The sequence below is a fragment of the Roseobacter sp. AzwK-3b genome (assembly GCF_000170875.1).
GTDB lineage: Bacteria > Pseudomonadota > Alphaproteobacteria > Rhodobacterales > Rhodobacteraceae > Roseovarius > Roseovarius litoreus.
The window spans coordinates 119256-143481 of sequence record NZ_ABCR01000009.1 but is presented as its reverse complement, the minus strand read 5'-3'; the positions used below and the strand labels follow the sequence as shown (position 1 = coordinate 143481).

The window sequence follows — 24226 nt, the reverse complement described above, 5'->3', positions numbered from 1 at the left end:
CCGGTCGGAATGGTCCAGCCCCCATCGCACCCGTGCTACTCGTCCTCGCGCAGATACGACGGGCGCAGCACCATGATCGTGGGCCGGTCCGGCAGATCGCGCAGCGACACGGTGATCTCGCTGCCGCCGGTTTCCACGATGTCGAACTCACCCTCCATCCCGGCGAGGAACCGCCCCAGTGAGCCATCGGCGAACCAATGCATCGGGATCACGATCCGCGCCTTCATGCGATTGAGCACGCTGATCATGTTCTCGAGCGGCAGGGTAAAGCCGCCATCCACCGGCGCCATCACCACATCCATCCGGCCAAGGGCGGCATATTGCTCGTCGCTCGGTTCCTGATGCAAATGCCCCAGATGACCGATGCACAGGCCCGCCACCTCGAAGACGAAGATCGAATTGCCCTTCTGCTCGACCCCGCCATCCCAGCTTCGGATATCGGTCGAGACATTGCGCACCACCATACCGCCCAGATCGAGATAATGCTCGATCCCGGCGCCGAACTCTTCGCCCCAGCCCGGCAGCACATGCGGGATCGCCGGATCGGGGTTCGGGGTCCAATGGGTCGAATGGGCGTGGTTCATCGTCACCACGTCGGGAATGAAATCCACATTGCCGACAAAGCCGGTGAAATCGGTGACCGCCGACAGCCCGTCCTCGGTCTGGATCAGGAAAGAGGCATGGGCGATATAGCGAAGCCGGGCCGAGAATTCGGGCACCGGCGCGCGGAAACTGGCCTTGTGCAGATATTCGATGCCCGGCGTGTTTTGCGCGATGGCGATGCAATGGCTGGGCTGGCGCGCCTGCGCATGGGTCATGGTGGTCGCGCCCGCAAGGGACAGGACAAGAGCAAACAAAAGTCGGATCATGGAAGCACCCTCCGTTTACGCAACGAAAGGTAGCACGGAATCGCCCCGCGTCAGCCCCGGCTTTGCATGAGCGCCACGCGCCTGCCGTATCAGCCGATTTCCGTGCGGCCCCGCCGGTCACGGCGCAGCGACGCATAAAGCACATGGGTCCGCCAGCGCCCGTTGATCTGCAGATAGCTTTGCGCGACGCCTTCGTATTTGAAGCCGCATTTTTCCAGCAACCCGCGCGACGCCTGATTTTCGGGCAGGCACGCGGCTTCGATCCGGCTTAGGTCCAGCCGGTCGAAGGCGTGATGCACCACCCCGAGGATCGCCTCGCGCATATACCCTTGCCGCGCATGGGCCTCGCCGGTCCAGTATCCCAGCGTGCCCGCCTGTGCCGGCCCGCGCCGGATATTGTCCAGCGTGATCGCGCCCACCATCGTGCTGTCTTCGCGCCGAATCAGAAACAGCGGCAGCGCCGTGCCTTGCGAGATGGACCGCTGCGCCCAGTAGACGCGGTTGGAAAACGCCTTGCGCGCAAGGTGATCCTCGGCCCATGTCGGCTCCCACGGGATCAGGAAGTCGGCACTTTGTTCGCGCAGCTCGGACCAGTCCCGGTAATCGGTCAGCACCGGCTGGCGCAGGGTCAGACGCTCGGTCTCGATCCTGACTTTCCGGCGTGGCAGGAACATCAGGCGGCGCGCCTGTCCTGAAGCGCCTCAAGGCTTGGGGCCGCCTCAACCGGACCGTAAAGCGCCATGGCCACCGGCGCGTCCGAGATCGTGGTTTGCGCAAGGCGGCGCACATCCTGCAGCGTGACCGCGTCGATGCGCTCGACCACCTCGGGCAGATCGGGCACCCGGCCCCAGATCTGCAACATGCGCGCCAGACGCTCGGCCCGGTTCGAGGGGCTTTCCAGCCCCATCAGAAGCCCGGCTTTCATCTGCGCGCGCGCACGCTCGATCTCTTCCGAGGTGAAATCCTCTGCGGCGCGCTTCATCTCGTCCACGGTGATGTCCGCCAGATTGGCCATTTCGGCAGCCGAGGTGCCCGCATAGATCGTCAGCATCCCGGTATCCGAATAGGCGCCGGCCTGCGCGAAGATCGTATAGCACAGCCCGCGCTGTTCGCGGATTTCCTGAAACAGCCGCGACGACATCGACCCGCCAAGCGCCGAGGCATAGATCTGCGCGGTGAAGATATCGGGATGGGCATAATCCGGCGCCTCGAAGGCCAGCGCGAAATGCGCCTGCTCCAGCGTCTTGACCCGCCGGCTTTCACCGCCTGCAAAGCGCGCGGCATCCGGCGTATAGGGCGCCTTGGGCGTCATGTCGCCAAAGAGCTTTTCGGCATCGCGCACGATCGCGTCATGATCCACCGCACCGGCGGCGGCCAGCACCATCTGCCCCGGCCCGTAATGCTCATCCACAAAGCGCGTCAGATCGGCGCGCGAAAACGCGCCCACACGCTCTTCGGGGCCAAGGATCGTGCGGCCAAGCGGATGATCGGGATAGGCTTTTTCCTGCAGCCAGTCGAAGATGATGTCGTCGGGCGTGTCCAGCGCCTGACCGATCTCCTGCAGGATCACGCCACGCTCGACCTCGATCTCGCGGCCCTCGAACAGCGGGTTGCGCAAGATATCGGCCACCACGTCCAGCGCCAGCGGCACATCGTCCTTCAACACGCGCGCGTAATAGGCCGTGACCTCGCGGCTGGTATAGGCGTTGATATAGCCGCCCACATCCTCGATCGCCTCGGCGATGGCCAGCGCGCTGCGCGTCCTGGTGCCCTTGAAGGCCATATGCTCAAGGAAATGGGCGATGCCGTTCTGTTCGGCGCGTTCATGGCGCGCGCCGGCATTCACCCAGATGCCGATGGCCGCCGATTGCAGGCCCGGCATCGCCTCGGTGACGATGCGAAATCCATTGTCCAGAGTGGTCAGATTGACGGTCAATGCGCGGTCCGTTCCTTGATGAGTGTTTCGATCGCGGCAAGGTCGTTGGCGACCCGGGTCACACGTTCGGATCGCTCATACAGGTCCGACATGCGCTCGGGCAAGGGGGGATGCACGCCCGACGCCTCTTCGACGGCGGCGGGGAACTTGGCGGGATGGGCCGTGGCCAGCGTGACCATCGGCACATCCGGCCGGCGCATCTCTTCGGCCACCTTGACGCCCACGGCGCTGTGCGGGCACAAAAGCTCGCCCGTGCCGGCCCATGTCTGCAGGATCGTGGCGCGGGTTTCCTCCTCGTCGCAGCGCCCCGAGGCGAACGTTTCGCGCAGCGCCTGCAAGGCGCCTTGACTGACGTGGAACCCCCCGGCTTTCAGCTCGTCCATCAGCTGCGCCACCGCCGCGCCATCCTCGCCATAGGCATAGAAGAGCGCGCGTTCGAAATTGGAACTCACCTGAATGTCCATCGACGGGCTGATCGACGGGATCACCCCATCGGGCACATACGCCCCCCCGCTCAGGCAGCGATGCAGGATGTCGTTCTGATTGGTGGCCACCACCAGCCGGTCGATCGGCAGGCCCATGCGCCGCGCGACATAGCCCGCGAACACATCGCCGAAATTGCCCGTGGGCACGGTGAAACTGACGGCGCGATGCGGCGCACCAAGGCTCACGGCGGACGTGAAGTAATAGACCACCTGCGCCAGCACCCGCGCCCAGTTGATCGAGTTGACGCCGGCAAGCCCCACCGCATCGCGGAACTCGAAATCGTTGAACATATCCTTCACGCGCGCCTGCGCATCGTCGAAATGCCCGTCGATGGCCAGCGCGTGCACATTCGATTCGGTGGGCGTGGTCATCTGGCGGCGCTGCACCTCGGACACGCGCCCATGCGGATAGAGTATGAACACATCCACCGCATCCAGACCCCGGAACGCCTCGATCGCGGCGGATCCCGTGTCACCGCTGGTGGCGCCCACGATGCACACCCGCCGCCCGCTGCGCTTGAGCGAGGCCTCGAACATCTGGCCGATGAGCTGCATGGCGAAATCCTTGAACGCCAGTGTCGGGCCGTGGAACAGCTCCAGCAGGAAATGCGCGCTGTCCAACTGCTTGAGCGGCGCGCGCGCCACATGACCAAAGCCCGCATAGGCGCGCGCGATGATCTCGCGGAATTCGTGATCGGTGAAGGCGTCGCCGATGAACGGACGCATCACGCGAAACGCCACCTCTTCATAGCTCTGACCATCCAGAGCGGCGATCTCGGCAAAGCTCATGTGGGGGATGCTCTGCGGCAGGTACAGCCCACCATCACGCGCCAGCCCGGTCAGCATCGCCTCTTCGAAGCTCAGAACAGGGGCGGCGCCCCGGGTCGAGATGTATTTCATGCCGTGTCGCCTTTCGCTGTCTTGCGCGTGCGCCAAAGAAAGTAAGCGGTCATCGCGGCCCAGATCGCGGCCAGCGAGAACCATGTCATCGCGTATTCGAAGTGATCGTTCGGAATGGTTGCCGTGTCCACCGGGAGCGGCGTCACCGGAGCGTCGGAAAACGACGTCTCGCGCGCCACCACCAAAAGCGGTTCGGTGCCCAACTCGCGCGCCATCTGATCCAGATCGCGGGCGAACCATGTGTTGTCCGCCACATCGTTTTCGGGCGTCGAATCGTTGCGGTCATCGGGCCAATGCAGGTTGCCGGTGATCGTCACCTCGCCCTCGGGCGGGGCGGGAATATCCTCGCTCACCCGGACGAAGCCGCGATCGACCAACAGCCGCCGCTCGCCCGTGTCGAGCGCCGAAATCACCCTGTAGCCCGCGCCGATCTGCTTCTGGCTGACCAGCACACGCAAGGCGCGGTCGCCGATCTCGCCACTGGTGCGCACCGGCAGATACTTGTCTGCCTCGGGATCGGGGGACGCCGGCAGGTCCACGGGATCGGCGGCAATCTTGGTTTCGATCTCGGCAAGAATCCCTTCCTTCCAGGCCAGGCGCTCCATCTGCCAGGTGCCCAGACTGACCAGAATGGCGATGCCGGTTCCGCCGAAGATCAGGATGAAGAGAAGTCGTGCCAAGCCTTGGCTCCGTTCAAAAGGAAAAGCGCGCGATAGCCCGCGCGCTTTGCTTTCTTGCGCCTTGGGGACGGAAATGCAACCGCCCCCGCGCAAGCCTTGTACGTTTCGTAGGTCAGGCGCCCCAGACGTAGATCGCGGCGAACAGGAACAGCCACACCACGTCCACGAAATGCCAGTACCACGCAGCCGCCTCGAACCCGATATGGTTTTCGGGGGTGAAATGGCCGCGCATCGCCCGCATCAGGCAGACGAACAGGAAGATCGTGCCGATCACCACATGCGCGCCGTGGAACCCGGTCGCCATGAAGAAGTTGGCGCCATAGATGTTCCCCGCGAAGCCGAAGCTCGCATGGGTATATTCGTAGATCTGGAACAGGGTGAAGATGAAGCCAAGCGCGATGGCGATGGCCAGACCCTGCTTGATGTCCTTGCGGTTGTTCTCATGGACCAGCGCGTGATGCGCCCATGTCGCCGCCGCACCCGAGCACAGCAGGATCAGCGTGTTGATCAGCGGCAGGTGCCAGGGATCGAAGGTCTCGATGCCCGCAGGGGGCCACTGACCGTCGACCGCCGGGCTTTCGGGGCCCATCGGATACATGGCGTGTTTGAAGAAGCTCCAGAACCATGCGGCGAAGAACATGACTTCGGACATGATGAACATGATGAAGCCATAGCGCAGGCCGATCCGCACGACCGGGGTGTGATCGCCAGCCTGGTTCTCGGTCACCGTGTCCGACCACCAGCCGAACATGACGTAAAGCACGCCGACAAAGCCGATCAGGAAGACCCAAGGCTGGTTGTTGGACACCTGCGGCGACATCCACAGCACGGCGCCGAACAGCATGACAAACCCCGCCAACGAGCCGAGGAACGGCCAGATTGAGGGGTTCAGAATGTGGTAATCGTGGTTCTTTTCGTGTGCCATCTTGGTCGCAATCCCTCGTGAAGGCTTAGTTCTGTTTGTTGGTGGTTTCGCTGTCCATTTCAACCGCCGCATGCTCTTCGGGCATGTCGATCTGGTAGAACGTATAGGACAGGGTAATGGTATGGGTCAGCTTGGCGTCGCGGTCATTGACCAGCTCGGGGTCGACGAAGAAAGTGACCGGCATCTCGACGCGTTCGCCGGGCTGCAATACCTGCTCCTGAAAGCAGAAGCAGTCGATCTTGGTAAAGAACAGCCCCGCCTCGAACGGCGTCACGTTATAGCTCGACTGGCCCGCGATCGGCTTGTCCGTCGGGTTGTATGCCTCGTAAAAGGCCAGACCCGTCTCGCCGATCCGCACCTCCATCTCGCGCTGCATGGGGCGGAATTCCCACGGGAAATCGCGCTCCTTGCTGGCGTCGAAGCGGACCTTGATGGTCCGGTCAAGGATTTCGTCCGATCCGGTGGCCGATACATTGGTCGAGCCGCCATAGCCGGTCACGCGGCAGAACCAGTCGTAAAGCGGCACTGACGCCCAGCCCAGACCGCCCATGAAGACGACCACACCGACCAATTGCAAAACAGTCCGTGATTTACCGCTCAACGCCATCAGTTCTGTCCTCCACTCGCCTGCGTTTCCACCGAGAAATCGTCATTGCTCACCTTGACCACAGTCAGCCCGAACACCAACGCCACCAGCCCCGCCAGAATGACCCCAAGGCCAAGGTTCCGGCCGAAGCGGCGCTTGTGCAGTTCGTGTTCCTGCCGAAAGCTCATCACCAGCCCCCGAAGCCGAAGGGCGCCAGCCCTGCCTCGAGCGCGATCGCCCCGAAATGCGCGAAGAGGTAATAGAGCGACAGGCGGAACACCTTCTTTTCGACGGCGTAATTGTCAGCCTCGGCCATCACCTCGTCGCGGCGCCAGATTCGCACCGCACCGATCAGGAACATCACGTTCAGCACCACCGCGACCGCCAGATAGATCGGCCCGCCCACGGCAGTGAACCCTGTGCCGATGGCCAGCGCCGCCAGCAGGATCGTGTAGACAAGGATATGCACGCGGGTGGCCCGGCGACCATGCGTCACGGTCAGCATCGGCACCCCCGCCTCGTCGTAATCCGAGCGCATGAACAGCGCCAGCGCCCAGAAATGCGGCGGCGTCCACATGAAGATCAGCGCGAACATCAGCACCGATTCGATGCTGACCGTTCCGGTCGCGGCGGCCCAGCCGATCATCGGAGGGAACGCACCCGCGGCGCCACCGATCACGATGTTCTGCGGCGTCCACCGCTTGAGCCACATGGAGTAGATCACGACGTAGAAGAAGATGGTGAAGGCCAGCAGCCCCGCCGCCACCCAATTGGTGGCCAGCGCAAGAAAGATCACCGAAAACGCCGACAGCGTCATGCCGATGGCAAAGGCCTCGTCCCCGGTGACCTTGCCCGACGGGATCGGCCGGCGCGCGGTGCGCTTCATCACCGCGTCGATATCGGCATCCCACCACATGTTGAGCGCGCCCGACGCACCGCCGCCCACGGCGATGAACAGGATCGCCGCAAAGCCCACCACCGGATGCACCGACACCGGCGCCGCCAGCAGGCCCACCAGGGCGGTGAACACCACAAGCGTCATCACCCGCGGCTTGAGCAGGGCGAAGTAGTCGCCGAAACCCGCTTCGCCGGTCTGGGTCGATGCTGTATTGAGGCTCGCGTCGGTCATTCAAGTCTCCGTCTGCGGTGCGCTGGCGGGCACCCGTCGCAGGTGCGGGCGGGCACGGCCACGCGCCCGCCACCAAGGATCACTGGGCCGAAGCCACCTTCAGGTCGCGCGGCGTGCCGGCGTATTCCTCGATCGCGCCGTTCAGCCACATCTCATAGGCTTCCTCGCTCACGACCTTGACGGTGATCGGCATATAGGCGTGGTCTTTGCCGCACAATTCGCTGCACTGACCGAAATAGATGCCTTCCTTCTCGGCGTTGAACCACAGTTCCGCCAGACGGCCCGGCACGGCATCCTGCTTCACGCCGAAGGCGGGGATCGTCCAGCTGTGGATCACGTCAGCGGCGGTCACCTGCATCACGACGGTCTTGCCCACGGGCACGACCACGGCGGTGTTGGTGGCCAGCAGGTATTCATCCTGGCTGTAGCCGTATTCCTCGAGCTCTTCGCGCGCCAGCATGAAGCTGTCGAAGGCGAACTCGTGATCGGTATATTCATAGCCCCAGTACCACTGGTAGCCGGTCACCTTGATATTGATATCCGCCTCGGGAATTTCCTGCTGCTTGAACAGCACCGGCAGCGAGAACGCCCCGATGAAGACAAGGATCACGATCGGCACCACCGTCCAGGCGATTTCAATCGGCGAGTTGTGCGTGAAGGTGGCCGGGTTCGGGTTGGCCTTACGGTTGTAGCGCACCATGACAATCACCAGCAGCGCACAGACAAAGATCGTGATGATCGTGATGATCACCAGGATCATGCCGTCCAGCCACTGCAGATCGCGCGCCAGCTCCGTGGCGGCTGGCTGAAAGCCGATGCCACCCGGTTTGGGAGCACCGATAATTTCAAGCCCTTCCTGCGCGCGCGCGGGCATGGCGGAGACGGCGGCCAAAGCTGCCAGAAGGCTGATGAATCGTCGCATATTGCACCTTAGATCGGTTGAAGCGGTAGTTGTTTTGTTCCCGTCGAAATACCGCATACCGCGGAATCCCGTTGTTTCGTCGACGCTAGAAACCATATTCTGCCACAGACGACAAGAAAGACCGTTGCGGCAAACAGACGCTTTTTTGATTCAGATCAAATAAAACCGCCGCATGACCGCTGCCTCATACAGGATGATCCGCATGACCGACACTGCCTTTCGCCCCTTCGACACGCTTCTGGACCGCGATACCGCCCTGCGCCGCCTGCAAGAGGCGACCGCCGGCGCCGATGACGGCGAGCTGTTCCTCGAGCGGCGCCACTCCGAGGCGCTGGTGTTCGATGATGGCCGCGTCAAGACGGCGTCTTTCGATGCCGCACAGGGCTTTGGCCTGCGCGCCGTGCGCGGCGAGGTCTCGGGATATGCCCATTCCTCGGATATTTCCGAAGCCGCCCTGACCCGCGCGGTGGACACCGCGCGGCTTGCGGTGGGCGATGGTGGCGGGACGATGTCCGCCCCCCCGCCGCGCACCAACCGGCATCTATATACCGATACCGATCCGATCGCCGGAGCCAGCTTTCCCGTGAAGCTCGAGACCCTGCGCGAGATCGACGCCTTCGCCCGCGATCTCGACCCGCGCGTGGTGCAAGTGACGGCCACACTGGCCGCCTCGCATCAGCAGGTGGTCATCCTGCGCCCCTGCGGCACCGAGGTCAGCGATTCGCGCCCGATGACGCGGCTCAACGTGTCGGTGATCGTCGAACAGGATGGCCGCCGCGAATCCGGCACCGCGGGCGGTGGCGGGCGGCTTGGCCTCGATGGGTTGATCGACCCCGCCGACTGGCAGGCCAAGACCCGCGAGGCGCTGCGCGTGGCATTGGTCAACCTGCGTGCCGAGCCTGCCCCGGCGGGCGTGATGGACGTGGTGCTTGGCCCCGGCTGGCCCGGCATCCTGCTGCACGAGGCGATCGGCCACGGGCTCGAGGGCGATTTCAACCGCAAGGGTAGCTCGGCCTTCGCCGGTCTCATGGGACAGCGCATCGCCGCTCCCGGCGTGACGGTGCTGGATGACGGCACCATGCCCGACCGGCGCGGCTCGATCACGGTGGATGACGAAGGCACGCCCAGCGCCCGCAACGTGCTGATCGAGGATGGCATCCTCGTAGGCTTCATGCAGGACCGCCAGAATGCCCGGCTGATGGGGGTCGATCCCACCGGCAACGGGCGCCGCGAAAGCTATGCCCATGCGCCGATGCCCCGGATGACCAACACCTACATGCTGGGCGGCGATGCGGACCCGGCCGATATCTTGGCCGATCTGAAGGACGGGATCTATGCCGTGGGCTTCGGCGGCGGGCAGGTCGACATCACCAATGGCAAATTCGTGTTCTCCTGCACCGAGGCGTATCGCGTGAAAAACGGCAAGGTGGGCGCGCCGGTCAAGGGGGCCACGCTGATCGGTGACGGGGCCACGGCGCTCCAGCATATCCGCGCCCTTGGCAACGACATGGCGCTCGATCCCGGCATGGGAAATTGCGGCAAGGCGGGCCAATGGGTCCCCGTCGGGGTGGGCCAACCCACGGTGATGATCGGCGGACTGACGGTTGGGGGATCGGCGGCGGGCTGACCGCTCGCTCCGCCCGCAGCGCAGGGGCGCAAGCCCGTTCGAACGGGCTTGCGCGCTTGGCGGGCGTCGTTCGCCAGTCATTCGCGGCATATCTTGGCCCACGCAACGCGCGCTCTGGTCACGATTGGGCACCTGCCTGCCCCTGCCGACATCCGCACCGACGCGATACCGACGTCATACCGACACGATACCGACAGGCAGGCCAACGGCGTGTAGAAAATAATTAACGTTTCAGATCAATGTCTTGGCTGATTTTTGGGAAAAATGCGCGACTCACCCCTCCTGAATTTACCCGTCGTTAACCAACCTCGCCGATAACGGTGAGGCAAGTTGGCGAGGCCGCGATGTCCGAGGATACCCATCCTTCTTCCACTCACCCCCCACTCCCACCCACCACGGAAGATGATCGGGTATCGTGGCTTCGCCTCTTGCGCTCCAGACGGGTCGGTCCCTCCACCTTCTACCGGCTTCTGACCGAACACGGCTCGGCGCAGGCGGCGCTGGTCGCCCTGCCCGACGTCGCCGCCGCCGCCGGAGTTGCGGATTACAGCCCCTGCCCTGAAGGCGTCGTGCTGGCCGAACTCAAGGCCGCCCGTGCCGCAAACGCCCGGATGATCTGCCTCGGCGATCCCGACTATCCCCTTTTGCTGCAACAGATTTCCGACGCGCCCCCGGTCCTTTGGGCGGTGGGCCATCCGGCTGTCCTGACCCGTCCCGAGCCGATGCTGGCCCTTGTGGGGGCGCGCAATGCCTCGTCTTTGGGACTGCGTATGGCGCGCGCGCTTGCCGCCGATCTCGGGGCGCGCGGACATGTCATCGCCTCGGGCCTCGCCCGCGGGATCGACACCGCCGCGCATCTGGCCAGCCTCGAGACGGGGACGGTCGCGATCATGGCGGGCGGCGTCGATGTCCCTTATCCCGCCGAAAATGCCCGACTGGCCGACGACATCACCAGATCAGGGCTACGCCTGTCCGAACAACCCATGGGCCTGATCCCTCAAGCGCGGCATTTTCCAAGGCGAAACAGGATCATAAGCGGAATAGCCCAAGCCATCATCGTGGTCGAGGCAGCAGCCAAATCCGGCTCTCTCATCACCGCGCGCAGCGCTCTGGATCAGGGGCGGGAGGTGCTTGCCGTGCCGGGCCATCCCTTCGATGCCCGCGCCGCCGGGTGCAACATGCTGATCCGCGACGGCGCCACCCTCGTGCGCAAGGCCGACGACGTGATCGACGCGCTTCCCGCGGTCCAGCCCCCCGACAAACCCCTGCAACATCAGGGGGAAACCCGGCCGGCACCGCCCCCGCCGGACCGCCGCAGCCTGCAGGACATCGCGGCCCTGCACAGCCGGATCCTGTCGCGGCTCGGCCCCTCGCCGCTGGCCGAAGATCAGCTGATCCGCGACCTCGGCGCGCCTGCGGGTCAAGTCACGCCCGCGCTCACCGATCTCGAGCTTGATGGCCGCATCCGGCGCCAGCCCGGCGGCCTTTTGTCACTGGTCTGACAGCCCCACATCCCGCATCAGCCAAGGCACCGGGCCTCTCGATCCGTCCGATCCCGGCACTGTCAGCCTGCTCCGACAGGGCGCATTGACAAATGCTCTTGCCAGCCCACATGGTCCGCCGCCATAAGTTCCGACTCAAGTCGCAAGGAGTATTCATGCCAGTCGTTGTCGTCGAATCCCCGGCCAAGGCCAAGACAATCAACAAGTATCTGGGATCCGACTACACGGTTCTGGCGTCTTACGGTCACGTGCGCGACCTTCCTCCCAAGGACGGTTCGGTCGATCCCGAACATGATTTCGACATGAAATGGGAGATCGGCGTCGACTCCCGCAAGCATGTCAAAGCCATCGCCGACGCGCTCAAGGATGACGACACGCTGATCCTCGCGACCGACCCCGACCGCGAAGGCGAGGCGATCAGCTGGCACCTCGAAGAAGCCCTGCGCAAGCGCAAGGCCATCGGCAAGACCACCGCCGTCAGCCGGGTGGTGTTCAACGCGATCACCAAGACCGCCGTGACCGAGGCCATGAAGAACCCGCGCGAGATCGACGGCGATCTGGTCGAGGCCTATCTCGCCCGCCGCGCTCTGGATTACCTCGTGGGCTTCAACCTCAGCCCGGTGCTGTGGCGCAAGCTGCCCGGCGCCAGATCGGCGGGGCGCGTGCAGTCGGTCTGCCTGCGCCTGATCGTCGAGCGCGAAATGGAGATCGAGGCCTTCAAGGCCCGCGAATACTGGTCGGTCAAGGCGCTGCTGTCCACGCCGCGCGGTCAGGATTTCGAGGCGCGGCTTACTTCGCTGGCGGGCAAGAAGCTCGACCGCTACGATATCGAGAACGCGACCCAGGCCGAAATGGCCGTGCAAGCGATCACCTCGCGCGATCTGACCGTCACCTCGGTCGAGGCCAAGCCCGCCTCGCGCAATCCCTCGCCACCCTTCATGACATCGACCCTCCAGCAGGAAGCCAGCCGCAAGTTCGGCATGGGCGCGCGCCAGACCATGAGCGCCGCACAGCGCCTTTATGAGGCCGGCTACATCACCTATATGCGAACCGACGGGATCGACATGGCGCCCGAGGCGGTGCATGCCGCCCGTGACGCCATCAAGGAGCTTTATGGCGCCGAATACGTGCCCTCGAGCCCCCGGATGTACAAGAACAAGGCCAAGAACGCGCAAGAAGCGCACGAATGCATCCGCCCCACCGAGATGACGCGCGATGCGTCGGCCATCAAGACCACCGACGCCGATCAACGCAAGCTCTATGACCTGATCTGGAAACGCACGCTGGCCTGTCAGATGGAAAGCGCCCGTCTGGAACGCACCACCGTCGAGATCGGCAGCCGGGATGGTCAGGTCGGCCTGCGCGCCACAGGACAGGTCGTGCTGTTCGATGGTTTTCTAAAGATCTACGAGGAAGGCCGCGACGATCAGGCCGGCGATGACGACGACAATCGCCTGCCGCAGATCACCGAAGGCGACAAGACTGAAAAGCGCAGCGTGACGCCCGAGCAGCATTTCACCCAGCCCCCGCCGCGCTATACCGAAGCGACGCTGGTCAAGAAGATGGAAGAGCTGGGCATCGGCCGCCCCTCGACTTATGCGAGCATCGTGACCACGATCCAGGAGCGCGAATATGTCCGCAAGGACAAGAACCGCCTCATCCCCGAGGACAAGGGCCGCATTGTCACGATCTTCCTGCTCAATTTCTTCCGCAAATACGTGGGCTACGAGTTTACCGCCAATCTCGAGGACGAGTTGGACAAGGTCAGCGCCGGGGATCTGGACTACAAACAGGTGCTCAACCGGTTCTGGCGTGATTTCTCGGCGGCGATCTCGGAAACTTCGGAATTGCGCATCACCGAGGTGCTGGATGTGCTGGACGAGGCGCTGGCGCCGCAACTCTATCCGCCGCGCGAGGATGGCAGCGATCCGCGCAGCTGCCCGCTCTGTGGCGAAGGCAGCCTGCATCTGAAAACGTCCCGCACCGGCGGCTTTGTCGGCTGTTCGCGTTATCCCGAATGCCGTTTCACGCGCCCCATCGGCGGTGAGGGTGCCGAAGGCGGCGACCGGGTTCTGGGCGAGGATCAGGGCGACGAGATTTCGCTGCGCTCAGGCCGGTTCGGCCCCTATGTGCAACGCGGCGAGGTCACCGAGGAAAACAAGAAACCGCCGCGCGCCAGCCTGCCCAAAGGCTGGAGTCCGGATGACATGGACCTGGAAAAGGCGCTGATGCTGCTGAACCTCCCGCGCGAGATCGGGCCGCACCCCGAAGACGGCGAGATGGTCGAGGCGGGTATCGGCCGCTACGGACCCTTCGTGAAGCATGGCAAGCTCTACGCCAATCTCAAGGATCCCGATGACGTGTTCACCATCGGCATGAACCGCGCCGTCGAGGAGCTGGCCAAGAAAGCCGCCTCGCGCGGACAGGGCCGCACCGCGGCCAAGCCGATCAAGGAAATGGGCGAACATCCCGAAAGCGGCGGGGCCATCAACATCATGGATGGCCGCTATGGCCCCTATGTGAAATGGGAAAAGATCAACGCCACCCTGCCCAAGGGCACCGAGCCGCAGGATGTCACCCTCGACATGGCCCTGCAGCTGATCGCCGAGAAATCCGCCAAAAGCGGCAAGGGCAAGAAAGCGCCCGCCCGCAAGAAGGCCGCCGCCAAGAAATAGGGTCCCCTACGTAGTAACCCCTAGAGCGCCTCGATGCGGCGGGCTGGTCGTTGACTTTGACCCGCCCCTGACCGCATACCGGGGCCAACACGGGTTTTCGAGGAGGATGTCCTGATGAACAAGGTCTATGGCAGCGCAGCCGAAGCACTGGATGGTATTCTGCGTGACTACATGCTGATTGCGGCGGGTGGTTTCGGCCTGAGCGGCATTCCCGAACTGCTGCTGCAGGCGATCAAGGACAGCGGCGTAAAGAACCTGACCTTTGCGTCGAACAATGCGGGTGTGGACGATTTCGGCATCGGCATCCTGCTGCAGACCCGTCAGGTCAAGAAAATGCTCAGCTCTTATGTGGGTGAGAACGACACCTTCATGCAGCAATACCTGTCGGGTGAGCTGGAGCTGGAATTCAACCCGCAAGGCACGCTTGCCGAGCGGATGCGCGCCGGGGGCGCGGGCATTCCGGGCTTCTACACCAAGACCGGCGTCGGCACCCAGATCGCCGAAGGCAAGGAACACAAGGAGTTCGACGGCGAGACCTATATTCTCGAACGCGGCATCTTTGCGGATCTGTCGATCGTCAAGGCATGGAAGGCCGACACCACGGGCAATGCGATTTTCCGCAAGACTTCGCGCAATTTCAACCCGCCGGCGGCCATGTGCGGCAAGATCTGCGTGATGGAAGTGGAAGAGATCGTCGAGCCGGGAACGCTGGACCCCGATCACATCCACCTGCCCGGCATCTATGTTCACCGCCTGATCGAAGGCAAGCACGAGAAACGCATCGAGAAGCGCACGACACGCGCGGCCTGAGCCGGGACCGTGGGATGACATCGCCCTATCAAAACCTAGAGGAGCGGGCATTCTGGCGGGCCAGCGTCGGGCGCGATGACGATGCCGCTTTGGCCCAGCTTTGGTCACCCAAGCTGGCGTTGGACCGTGCGACGCCGCTGATGACCGCCGGAAGCTGCTTTGCACAGCATCTCCACCGCGCGCTGCTGCGTGGCGGATGGGCTGTGCTGCAGGGCGAGGACATGTCGACCCATCTGCCGAACCGTTTATGCCGAAGATACGGATACAACCTGTTTTCCGCGCGCTATGGCAATGTCTACACTGCGCGCCAGTTCCGCCAATTGGCCGACCATGCCTTGTCGGACGGGCCGCCTCCGACGCTGATCTGGGAGAGGGACAACCGGTATTTCGACGCCCTTCGGCCCGCAGTCGAACCCGAGGGGCTGGAAACACCGGAGCAGGTCAGACAGGCCCGCGCCGAGCATATGCGCGCCCTGCGCGAGGTTCTCGAGCAGGCCGCCTGCATCGTCCTGACGCTTGGCCTGACGGAGTGCTGGATCGACCGGGAAACAGGGCTTGCCCTGCCCACCGCGCCGGGAACGATCGCGGGACGCCATGATCCCGATCGCGTGTTTCTGCACAATTTCACCCATGCCGAGGTGATCGAGGACCTGCGTGCAACGCGCGACCTCTTGCGCGCGCATGGTCTGCAGGCCCGGTTTCTGCTGACGGTCTCGCCGGTGCCGCTGGTCGCAACGGCCAGCGGTGGGCATGTCGGACCAGCCTCGTGCTATTCCAAATCCGTCCTGCGCGCGGCCTGTGGCGAATTATGCATGAACGACGGGGATTTCGATTATTTCCCCGCCTATGAGATCATCGCCACCGCAATCGCGGGCGGGCCGTATTTCGACGAACATGGCCGCCAGCCCACCGAGAAAGGCGTGCAGCTTGTGCTCAAAGCCTTCGGGCTTGCCTTGGGCGATGATGCGGGCGCACCCCTGCAAGAGGCCTCCCCGCCCCTCTCGAGCATCGCGAGCGACGAGGAGACCATCTGCGAAGAGATCCTGCTCGAGGCATTCCGGAAATGACGCGCGTGGCGATCATAGGAAATTCCCATGTCGGCGCCTATCTGCAGGCCCAAGCTGCGATCGAGACGGCTTTTCCCACGGTGGAACTGTCGTTTTTCGCGCTGCCGCGCCACAGCTTTTCGTCCTGTTCGCTTGATGACGATGGGGTGCTCAGCGCGCAAGAGCGTCCGGCAGGTGGGCTGCCGGACCGGATCGACCTGAGCGAAATGGACCATATCCTGATGGTCGGGCAAGGCTTCGGGCGCGAGGGGCTGGACCGTCTGGTACAGGATTTCGACGTTCTAGGTCTTGCCCCACAGGGGCACACACGCAGTGTGTCGCTGCCGCTGGTGTCTGAATACACGGATTTCCGCGTCGAGCGCTATTGCCGCAAGCTGGCGCGTTTTCTGCGCGAAGACCCGCGCTGCGTCGTGGCGCCCGCTCCTTTTCCCGCGCTGGACATGCCGCAATGGGCGCGCGAACAGGTCGGCTGGCTGGATCATCCCGACGCCGAGAGGCTGACCGCACTCTGGCTGGATGCCGTGATTTGGCATATGTCGCGACTGAAATACGGGCTGATGGCACAACCCGCCTCACTGGTCGCAGCCCCGGGGCGCAGTCCGGCCGCTTACGCGCGCGCGACAGCCCTACCCGAGGGGCAAACGCCGACCGCGGCGGATTTCACCCATATGAACGCCGATTACGGCTTCGAGCATTTCAGCGCCTATGCGCAACACTGGCTGGGCCTTGCGCCGCAAAGCCGGAACACCTCACCTTCAAAGGAGCACCACAATGGCTTGGGACCGCAATGAAATGGCCGCCCGCGCGGCGCAGGAACTGCAAGACGGCACCTATGTGAACCTTGGGATCGGCATTCCGACGCTTGTTCCGAACTTCATTCCCGAAGGCGTGCATGTGACGCTTCAGTCCGAGAACGGGATGCTGGGCATGGGCCCTTTTCCGACCGAGGACGAGGTCGACCCCGACCTGATCAATGCCGGCAAGCAGACGATCACCGAATTGCCGCACACATCCTATTTTGACAGCGCCACCAGTTTCGGCATGATCCGTGGCGGCAAGATCGCCATGGCGATCCTCGGCGCGATGGAAGTGGCCGAAAACGGTGATCTGGCAAACTGGATGATCCCCGGCAAGCTGGTCAAGGGCATGGGCGGTGCCATGGACCTCGTTGCGGGCATCGGCCGCGTGGTTGTGGTCATGGACCACACCAACAAGCATGGCGAAAGCAAGGTGTTGAAAGCATGCACCCTGCCGCTCACCGGAACCGGGGTGGTCAACCGCATCATCACAAATCTCGGCGTTCTGGACGTGGTCGAGGGTGGTCTGAAGATCGTCGAATGCGCGCCAGGCGTCACCGAGGACGAGCTGCGCGCCGCCACCGAAGCGACCATCGTCTGACAGTTTGGCAGCGCTGGCCTTGCGCGATCAGTTCAGCGCAAGGTCCAGCGCGCAACCATCGCTGATCAACTCGGGGCTGGTCTTGCACAGGGCTCTGGCCACCTCGAATGCGGCCAGGACTTTGGGCACGTAATCCCGGGTTTCGGCGAAAGGGGGAACGCCGTTGTGTTTCTTGACGGCGTTTTCCCCCGCATTGTAGCCAGCAAGAGCCAGCACCGCGTCGCCCTGAAATTCCGTCAAAAGCCAATCGAGATAGGCCACACCACCACGGATGTTCTCGGCCTGAGAAAGGCTGTCGGTCACACCGAAGCGCCGGGCCGTGTCGGGCATCAGCTGCATCAGGCCCTGCGCGCCTTTCGGGCTTTCCGCGGTCGGCTTGCCGCCCGACTCCACCGCGATGACCGCCAGAACCAGTGCCGGTGACACCTGTGTTCCGATCGTGGCGCGCAAAACATGCGGCCCTTGGGCTGCCGCGATATCCTGCACCGTCTGCAGGCGCGGCCCCGAAACCGAAATCCCCCCCGGCCCGTCCGACAGCATGACGAAGGCATCGCGCAGCCGAGCCACGCCATCCACGCCGATCTCGGGCGAGACCTTTTCCCAGAACCAGCCATATCGAGATACAGGCGGTGCAGCGCCATCACCCAAGGGTGCGGTCTGATCGGGGGGGGCGGCTGGCGCTTCGGGCTGAGGTTCGATCTGCACGGTGATGCGTCTCGATGTGTCCGGCGACGGCGGCTTGCCCATCTTGAAGGTGAAGTCGGGGAATGGCGGTGGATCGCCGGCATGGGACAGCCCCGGCAACCAAAGGGCAACGCCCAAGGCGACGATTCCAACACATTTCATGATTTCGATCTGCTCTGAATGTTCTGTTTCGCGCAGTATCGCAAAAGACTGGGTGATTTTCCATAATTGTGTGATTTCCGGAAACGGCGCGCCGGACACACAGGTGCAAAATCTCTTGAATTTAGGCTGAAAATCCAAAAAACGGATAATTTTTTCATTCTAAATCATGTTGTTAAATCCCAAAGAGCAAAAAACTCCGATGGTCTCAAAAAACGTTCTAATCGCGCCAAATTCCTGCCTGAATTGATGGGCTTTATAGCGTCATACCGCAAGAGTGATGGGCCAAAGATAGAGGCGGCCCGGACATGCTCAAACGGTTAAACCTGAGACAGTGATCCTATGGAGGGACCAACAATGAACAAGTTCATCAAGCAATTCCTGAAAGAAGAAGACGGCGCCGTGACAGTTGACTGGGTCGTTCTGACCGCAGCCGTTGTGGGCCTTGGCGTGGCAGGTGTGGCGACCGTCAAAGGCGGCGTCGATGGCCTGGCCGGCAGCGTGAGCACCGAACTGAGCGGCGCCAACGTGGTCAGCCTCGGCACCCTGGGTCAGTCGACCGGCACCGCCGGCGCGGGCGGCGGTGGCGGCGAAGAATAAGACATTCGCTCGAGCGACTATCGGATAACACAAAATCTGGCCGCAAGACCGCTTTGCGGCCAGATTTTTGTGGGCGACGATCCTGTTTGCCTACACCGCCAGACACAAGAACGAGCAGGCACACCGCGCGGCGATGCAGTCGCACCAAGAAAAAGGAATGCGCCATGAACGAGTATCTGAAGACATTCATCTGTAACGAGGACGGCGCGGTAACGGTTGACTGGGTCGTCATCACCGCGGCTGTCGTGGGCCTTGGCGTCGGTGTCGTAACCACCTTGCTGGCCGCGAACAATTCCATAGGCAACAGGGTCGCAAGCACGATGAATGCCGCGGAAATCCAGAGCCTCAATCTGGAGTGATCAGCATCACAAGCGACAAGACCCCGGCAAAAGCAAAGGGCTGATGCAAAATTGCGTCGGCCTTTTCTTTGTCGACGGCCTGTGACACCCGAACGCAACACATCCGAGCGTTGTGCATGATCCAGAAACGATCACCGGCTTTCCCTCATTTCGCCACAATAAACCGCCAATCTGCGCTGGATTGGCGGGCGATCGGATCGCTCCGGCACATAGGAATTATCGAGAGGACGGACCATGAGATTGGTATTTGGACTGGTGCTTGTCCTGGGTCTGGGTCTGGCGGGCTTCGCCGTTTACATGGCCAAGAGCTATATCCAGGGATATCAGAACCAGCTTGCGCTGGAACGGGCACAACGCGCGCCTCAGATCGAAACCGTCGAGGTTTTGGTCGCGAAAACACCGCTGAAATACGGGCAAAAGCTAAAGCCTGACGCGGTGCGGCTGGTGAAATTCCCCAAGGACGCACTCCCCGAGGGCGTGTTCATGACGATGGACGCACTGTTTCCCAAGGGTGAGCAGGAACCGCGCGCTGTGCGCCGCGCCATGGAAGTCAACGAGGCGATCATGGCGGTCAAGGTCACCGCACCGGGCGAGGATGCGGGCATTTCATCCCAGTTGGCGCAAGGCATGCGCGCCTTCGCAATCAAGGTCGACGTGGCCAGCGGCGTGTCCGGCTTTCTGCGCCCGGGCGACCGGGTCGATGTCTATTGGACAGGCCAGGTGCGCGGCGGCAGCGACGTGCGCACCGAGGGTAATTCGATGGGCGATGTCACGAAACTCATCGAAACCGGCGTTCAGCTGATCGCCGTCGATCAGATCTCGGATGAGAACACCACTCAGGCGATCATTGCCCGCACCGTCACGGTCGCGGCGAGACCACAGCAGGTCGCCGCCCTGGCACAGGCCCAGGCAACCGGCCGCTTGTCACTGTCGCTGGTCGGCACGGACGAGGAATCCGTGGCCGAAGTGATCGAGGTCGACCAGAACCGCCTGTTGGGTCTATCGCGGGTCGAAGCGGCCCCGGCACCGCAACGCCAGGAGGTGTGCACCATCCGGACACGCCGCGGTGCAGAAGTGATCGTCAGCCAGATCCCCTGCACGAACTGACGGCCAGACAGTCAAGACAGCATCGGGCGCCCGGGTTACGGGCGCCCTTTTTGGTGGGTGGCTGTTTTTGCGCCACATTCTTGGGAAAATTCGACAAAAAGTCGTTGATTCTTGAAAATTCGAAAGAAGTACCGCAGAGTAACACTCAAACCGGGCGACCAAAGACCCGACCAAATGAGGCGTGATCGGAAAGGCAGGTCACATGAAAAACGCAGGCTTATTCAAAGCCGCCCTTTTGGGGCTGGCAGTGGTATTCAGTGGATTCGTTACCGAGCTTCAGGCAGAAAACCTACAGGTTGTCCGCAACGGTGCGGCGCGCGATCTCAACGTCACGATGAACCGGGCCGTTGTCGTCGAAAGCGATGTGCCATTCGCGGAACTGAGCATCGCGAACCCGTCCATCGCGGATTTCTCGACCTTGTCCGACAGAACGATTTACGTGCTTGGCAAGGCACCTGGGCGGACGACGCTGACGTTGCTGGACGACAGCGGGCGCCTGATCACCAACGTTGAAATCCACGTGTCGACGGACGTTTCGGAATTCAAGGAACGGCTTCAGCAAATCCTTCCGAACGAACGGATCGAGGTGCGCACCGCCAATGACGGCATTGTCCTGTCGGGCAGCGTATCAAGCACGGCGCGCATGGAGCGTGCGCTGTCTCTGGCGCAGCGCTATGCGCCGGATCGCGTGTCGAACCTCATGGTCGTGGCGGGCAATCAACAGGTCATGCTGAAAGTACGGTTCGCAGAAATGCAGCGCAGCGTATCCAAGCAGCTGTCCACATCCCTTGCGGTCGACGCTCTGGGGGTCAGCGGCAATGGAGCCGCGCTTGCCGGCAGCAACCTGCCGTCAGCCGGAGCCAATCGGGTTGGAATCACCGCAAACAACAATGCCGGTGTCGCCTTCTTCGGCTTTGACATCGGGTCGGTCGAAATCGGCATCCTGCTCGAAGCGCTTGAAACCAAAGGCGTCGTGCGCACCCTCGCGGAACCGAACCTGACAGCCCTGTCGGGACAAGAGGCCAAGTTCCTCGCAGGTGGCGAATATCCCGTACCCGTCGCGCAGGACAACAACACGACATCGATCGAATTCAAACCCTTCGGCGTTGAATTGAATTTCATTCCGCGGGTTGTGGATGGCGACATCATCAATCTTGAAATGGCCGCTGCCGTGTCCTCGATCGACCCGACGAACGGCATCAATACCGGTGCATTCAACGTCGACGCCTTCCGTCGCCGCGATACGTCCACCACAGTGCAATTGCGTGATGGCGAAAGCTTTGCGATCGCGGGACTTCTGCAGGACGATTTCCGGGATACGAATGCCCAGGTGCCTTGGCTTGGTGATGTGCCGATACTTGGCGCTCTTTTCCGCAGCGCCGACTATGCGCGCGCACAGACCGAACTGGTCATCATCGTAAGCGCGCATCTTGTAACACCGACCCGCGGCGAGGCCCTTGCCCTGCCCACGGACCGGGTGAGACTGCCCTCCGAAATGGATCTGTTCCTCAATGGGCGCGTACTGAACAGCAACATTCCCAGTGGCACGGCCGGCGAAGTCGCAAGACAGGATTTCACCGGCTCATATGGCTACGTGATGGAATGAGCGAAAGGTAAGGGCCCATGAAACATCTTCTCGCAACTGCAAGTCTCGTCGCGCTGGCGGCCTGCACCGGGCAAGGCGACTATCGGAATTCCTTCTTTTCCGAGGCAGGATCGGTCGTGGACAGCGGGTCGTTCGGCAATGCCAACATGAACAACGTTCTCGTCATGACGGGCGAAAAAGGATACGTGTCGGACTTGGCAAACCGCTTTGCCAGCGAAGTGCCCAGCACCGTCAATTTCGCCTTTGACTCGGCGCATCTAGATGCTGCCGCGCGCAATACGCTGAATGCGCAGGCAAGCTGGATCAAGCAATTCCCCGAGGTCCGGTTCCGCGTTTATGGTCACACCGACAAGGTCGGATCGGAAAGCTACAACCGGCATCTCGGGCAACGCCGCGCCAATGCCGTGGTCAATTATCTCACCAGCCACGGCATCAGCCGGTCGCGCCTCGAAGCGGTGGTGTCATATGGCGAAACACAGCCTGTTGTCGTGACCGAAGGACGAGAACCCCGGAACCGTCGGACGGTGACCGAAGTCACGGGCTTCGTCGCCTCGCACCCCGACATCATCGAAGGCCGCTATGCATCTGTCATCTACCGTGACTACGTGGCCAGCGCCAAACCCCCGACAGACCTGTCCATGGTGGCAGGCGACGAACAGATCGTCGGCGAATGATCCGCTTGGTCTGAGTGAATCTCCCTGTCCGGTAACTGCCGGACCACCTGAAACCCGCCCTTTTGGCGGGTTTTATTTTAGCCATCTCAAATCGCATAATTACGGTTTTTTGGCCCAAATGTTGCCTAGATTTTCAATGATTGTCTCCCAGTGGCAGGTGTATCTCCCGTGGTTCGGGATCGACCGCTGATGCCGGAAAATACACATAACAGACCCCTGGCAAACCCGGGGCAGCCCGCGAGGCGACTTGAAAGATGGGATCGACAAATGACGAGTAGTTCTACGCACATGCCAGAATCCAGCCCGATCCGGGCCTGCACCATCAGTCGTGATGTGCAGAACTTCGATCTTCTGATCGAAGATATGGAGACAGCGCTTGGCGAAAACTGGGGCGATCTCGGATTTTCGGAGGCACTGGCCTTTTTCAACCAGCCCGAAGCCAAAGCGCTTGAATTTGTTGCCATCGCGATCGACGAGGCCGATGAGGATGATCTCGTCATGTTGGGCGAAATCATCGCACTGGCGAATGCTAAGGGCATCAAGGTCATCCTGATCGCCGAAGATGTAAGCCCGGCGGCGCTGCATCAGTTGCTGCGCAAGGGGGCCGATGAATTCGTCCCCTACCCTCTCCCGGAAGGTGAACTCGAAGCCGCAATCGATCGGCTCAAGCGAATGGCCGAGCGCCCGGCCGCAGCCGTTGCCGGACGACATGCGCCCGGATTTGAAGCGCCTGCCGACGGCGTACTGCTTGCCGTTCAGGGCCTCGCCGGTGGAACCGGTGCGACGACGCTTGCGGTCAACCTTGCCTGGGAGCTGGCCACTGTCGACAAGAAAGATCCACCTCGCGTTTGCATTCTGGATTTCGGTCTGCAGAGCGGAACCGTGGCGACCTATCTCGATTTGCCGCGCCGCGAAACGGTGTTCGAGATGTGGTCCGACACAGAGGCGGTGGATGACGATGTGTTCCGACAGGCCCTGACTCAGTTCGAGGAAAAGCTGTCGGTCCTCACCGCCCCGCCAGACATCCTGCCGCTCGACATGCTGACGCCGGACGATGTGCAGCGCATCCTCGATCAGGCCCGCCGCCGCTTCGATTACGTGGTCGTGGACATGCCCTCGACACTTGTCCAATGGACAGAGACCGTGCTGACCAATGCGCAGATCTATTTTACCACGCTCGAACTCGACATGCGGTCGGCGCAGAACGCCATCCGGCTGAAACGCGCGTTGAGAGCCGAGGAGCTGCCGATCGAGCGACTGCGGTTCTGTCTGAACAGGGCGCCGAAATTCACCGATCTGCAAGGCAAGAGCCGGGTCAAACGCCTGTGCGAAAGCCTTGAAATCTCGATTGAAGTCCTGTTGCCGGATGGCGGAAGGCCAGTCACTCAGGCCGGAGATCACGGACAACCGCTTGCGCTTTCAGCAGGCAAGAACCCGCTTCGCAAGGAAATCGCGAAATTGGCCGGCTCGCTGCACCAATTGAGCAAGCGCGAAGCAGAGGCTGCATAAGCACGAAGGAACCCGAC

General features: G+C 62.4%; 24 protein-coding genes. 13 read left to right on the top strand and 11 right to left on the bottom strand.

All coding sequences use genetic code 11. The annotated features are described in order from the left end of the window. Window positions 1-35: 35 nt before the first annotated feature. From RAZWK3B_RS15635 to coxB, 10 genes are all read right to left on the bottom strand, one after another. Window positions 36-869 carry an MBL fold metallo-hydrolase gene (locus RAZWK3B_RS15635; protein WP_007816828.1) on the bottom strand — a complete coding sequence of 278 codons (834 nt, stop codon included), beginning with the start codon at window positions 867-869 and terminating at the stop codon, window positions 36-38. 89 nt (window positions 870-958) lie between these two features. Continuing rightward, the gene (locus RAZWK3B_RS15630; protein ID WP_007816826.1) at window positions 959-1543 is read right to left on the bottom strand and encodes a GNAT family N-acetyltransferase; all 585 of its coding nucleotides are present in this window, start codon (window positions 1541-1543) and stop codon (window positions 959-961) included. Continuing rightward, window positions 1543-2805, bottom strand: coding sequence for a M16 family metallopeptidase (locus tag RAZWK3B_RS15625; RefSeq protein ID WP_007816824.1), 1263 nt, complete (start codon window positions 2803-2805; stop codon window positions 1543-1545). The genes RAZWK3B_RS15630 and RAZWK3B_RS15625 overlap by 1 nt, the downstream gene beginning before the upstream one ends. Beyond that, window positions 2802-4190 (bottom strand): threonine synthase, encoded by a 1389-nt coding sequence (thrC, locus tag RAZWK3B_RS15620; RefSeq protein WP_007816823.1) that lies wholly within the window; start codon window positions 4188-4190, stop codon window positions 2802-2804. Before thrC ends, RAZWK3B_RS15625 begins: the two co-directional genes overlap by 4 nt. Continuing rightward, a complete protein-coding gene (locus RAZWK3B_RS15615; RefSeq protein ID WP_007816822.1) occupies window positions 4187-4870 on the bottom strand; it encodes an SURF1 family protein in 684 nt (227 codons plus the stop codon). The genes thrC and RAZWK3B_RS15615 overlap by 4 nt, the downstream gene beginning before the upstream one ends. Window positions 4871-4982: 112 nt before the next feature. Next, window positions 4983-5795 (bottom strand): cytochrome c oxidase subunit 3, encoded by an 813-nt coding sequence (locus RAZWK3B_RS15610; protein WP_007816821.1) that lies wholly within the window; start codon window positions 5793-5795, stop codon window positions 4983-4985. A gap of 25 nt (window positions 5796-5820) precedes the next feature. Then, window positions 5821-6402, bottom strand: a complete 582-nt coding sequence (locus RAZWK3B_RS15605) for a cytochrome c oxidase assembly protein (RefSeq protein WP_007816820.1) — start codon at window positions 6400-6402, stop codon at window positions 5821-5823. Next, entirely contained in the window at window positions 6402-6569 is a 168-nt protein-coding gene (locus RAZWK3B_RS21480) for a cytochrome c oxidase system small membrane protein (protein ID WP_007816819.1), read from the bottom strand. The genes RAZWK3B_RS15605 and RAZWK3B_RS21480 overlap by 1 nt, the downstream gene beginning before the upstream one ends. Then, a complete protein-coding gene (gene cyoE, locus RAZWK3B_RS15595; protein ID WP_007816817.1) occupies window positions 6569-7510 on the bottom strand; it encodes a heme o synthase in 942 nt (313 codons plus the stop codon). Before cyoE ends, RAZWK3B_RS21480 begins: the two co-directional genes overlap by 1 nt. Before the next feature lie 79 nt (window positions 7511-7589). Beyond that, window positions 7590-8432, bottom strand: coding sequence for a cytochrome c oxidase subunit II (gene coxB / locus RAZWK3B_RS15590; protein WP_007816816.1), 843 nt, complete (start codon window positions 8430-8432; stop codon window positions 7590-7592). 202 nt (window positions 8433-8634) lie between these two features. On the opposite strand from coxB, the gene tldD reads away from it, so the two are divergent. The 7 genes from tldD to RAZWK3B_RS15555 all read left to right on the top strand — a co-directional run bounded on the left by tldD (window position 8635) and on the right by RAZWK3B_RS15555 (window position 17511). Continuing rightward, window positions 8635-10059 (top strand): metalloprotease TldD, encoded by a 1425-nt coding sequence (tldD, locus tag RAZWK3B_RS15585; RefSeq protein ID WP_007816812.1) that lies wholly within the window; start codon window positions 8635-8637, stop codon window positions 10057-10059. 344 nt (window positions 10060-10403) lie between these two features. Beyond that, window positions 10404-11561 carry a DNA-processing protein DprA gene (gene dprA, locus RAZWK3B_RS15580; RefSeq protein ID WP_083799202.1) on the top strand — a complete coding sequence of 386 codons (1158 nt, stop codon included), beginning with the start codon at window positions 10404-10406 and terminating at the stop codon, window positions 11559-11561. 155 nt (window positions 11562-11716) lie between these two features. After that, complete coding sequence (topA, locus tag RAZWK3B_RS15575) at window positions 11717-14236, top strand: type I DNA topoisomerase (protein WP_007816808.1); 2520 nt, start codon at window positions 11717-11719, stop codon at window positions 14234-14236. A 114-nt stretch (window positions 14237-14350) separates the two neighbouring features. After that, a complete protein-coding gene (locus RAZWK3B_RS15570; RefSeq protein ID WP_007816806.1) occupies window positions 14351-15046 on the top strand; it encodes a CoA transferase subunit A in 696 nt (231 codons plus the stop codon). A 14-nt stretch (window positions 15047-15060) separates the two neighbouring features. Further along, window positions 15061-16113: a GSCFA domain-containing protein gene (locus RAZWK3B_RS15565; protein ID WP_007816805.1), complete on the top strand. Its 1053-nt coding sequence runs from the start codon at window positions 15061-15063 to the stop codon at window positions 16111-16113. Between the two features lie 5 nt (window positions 16114-16118). Next, window positions 16119-16904 (top strand): hypothetical protein, encoded by a 786-nt coding sequence (locus RAZWK3B_RS15560; RefSeq protein WP_198133299.1) that lies wholly within the window; start codon window positions 16119-16121, stop codon window positions 16902-16904. Beyond that, window positions 16885-17511: a CoA transferase subunit B gene (locus RAZWK3B_RS15555; RefSeq protein WP_007816801.1), complete on the top strand. Its 627-nt coding sequence runs from the start codon at window positions 16885-16887 to the stop codon at window positions 17509-17511. Before RAZWK3B_RS15560 ends, RAZWK3B_RS15555 begins: the two co-directional genes overlap by 20 nt. A gap of 27 nt (window positions 17512-17538) precedes the next feature. On the opposite strand, the gene RAZWK3B_RS15550 is transcribed toward RAZWK3B_RS15555, so the two are convergent. Next, complete coding sequence (locus RAZWK3B_RS15550; protein WP_037296075.1) at window positions 17539-18357, bottom strand: lytic transglycosylase domain-containing protein; 819 nt, start codon at window positions 18355-18357, stop codon at window positions 17539-17541. Between the two features lie 354 nt (window positions 18358-18711). On the opposite strand from RAZWK3B_RS15550, the gene RAZWK3B_RS15545 reads away from it, so the two are divergent. From RAZWK3B_RS15545 to RAZWK3B_RS15520, 6 genes are all read left to right on the top strand, one after another. After that, the gene (locus tag RAZWK3B_RS15545) at window positions 18712-18954 is read left to right on the top strand and encodes a Flp family type IVb pilin (protein WP_007816797.1); all 243 of its coding nucleotides are present in this window, start codon (window positions 18712-18714) and stop codon (window positions 18952-18954) included. 164 nt (window positions 18955-19118) lie between these two features. Continuing rightward, on the top strand, window positions 19119-19313 hold the full coding sequence (locus RAZWK3B_RS15540; RefSeq protein WP_007816795.1) for a hypothetical protein: 195 nt from the start codon (window positions 19119-19121) through the stop codon (window positions 19311-19313). 234 nt (window positions 19314-19547) lie between these two features. Beyond that, on the top strand, window positions 19548-20420 hold the full coding sequence (cpaB, locus tag RAZWK3B_RS15535) for a Flp pilus assembly protein CpaB (protein ID WP_007816794.1): 873 nt from the start codon (window positions 19548-19550) through the stop codon (window positions 20418-20420). A 202-nt stretch (window positions 20421-20622) separates the two neighbouring features. Then, window positions 20623-22026 (top strand): type II and III secretion system protein family protein, encoded by a 1404-nt coding sequence (locus tag RAZWK3B_RS15530; RefSeq protein WP_007816792.1) that lies wholly within the window; start codon window positions 20623-20625, stop codon window positions 22024-22026. A gap of 17 nt (window positions 22027-22043) precedes the next feature. Beyond that, window positions 22044-22700, top strand: a complete 657-nt coding sequence (locus tag RAZWK3B_RS15525; protein ID WP_007816789.1) for an OmpA family protein — start codon at window positions 22044-22046, stop codon at window positions 22698-22700. Between the two features lie 267 nt (window positions 22701-22967). Then, window positions 22968-24209: a CpaE/TadZ family protein gene (locus RAZWK3B_RS15520; protein ID WP_037296034.1), complete on the top strand. Its 1242-nt coding sequence runs from the start codon at window positions 22968-22970 to the stop codon at window positions 24207-24209. Window positions 24210-24226 lie beyond the last annotated feature (17 nt).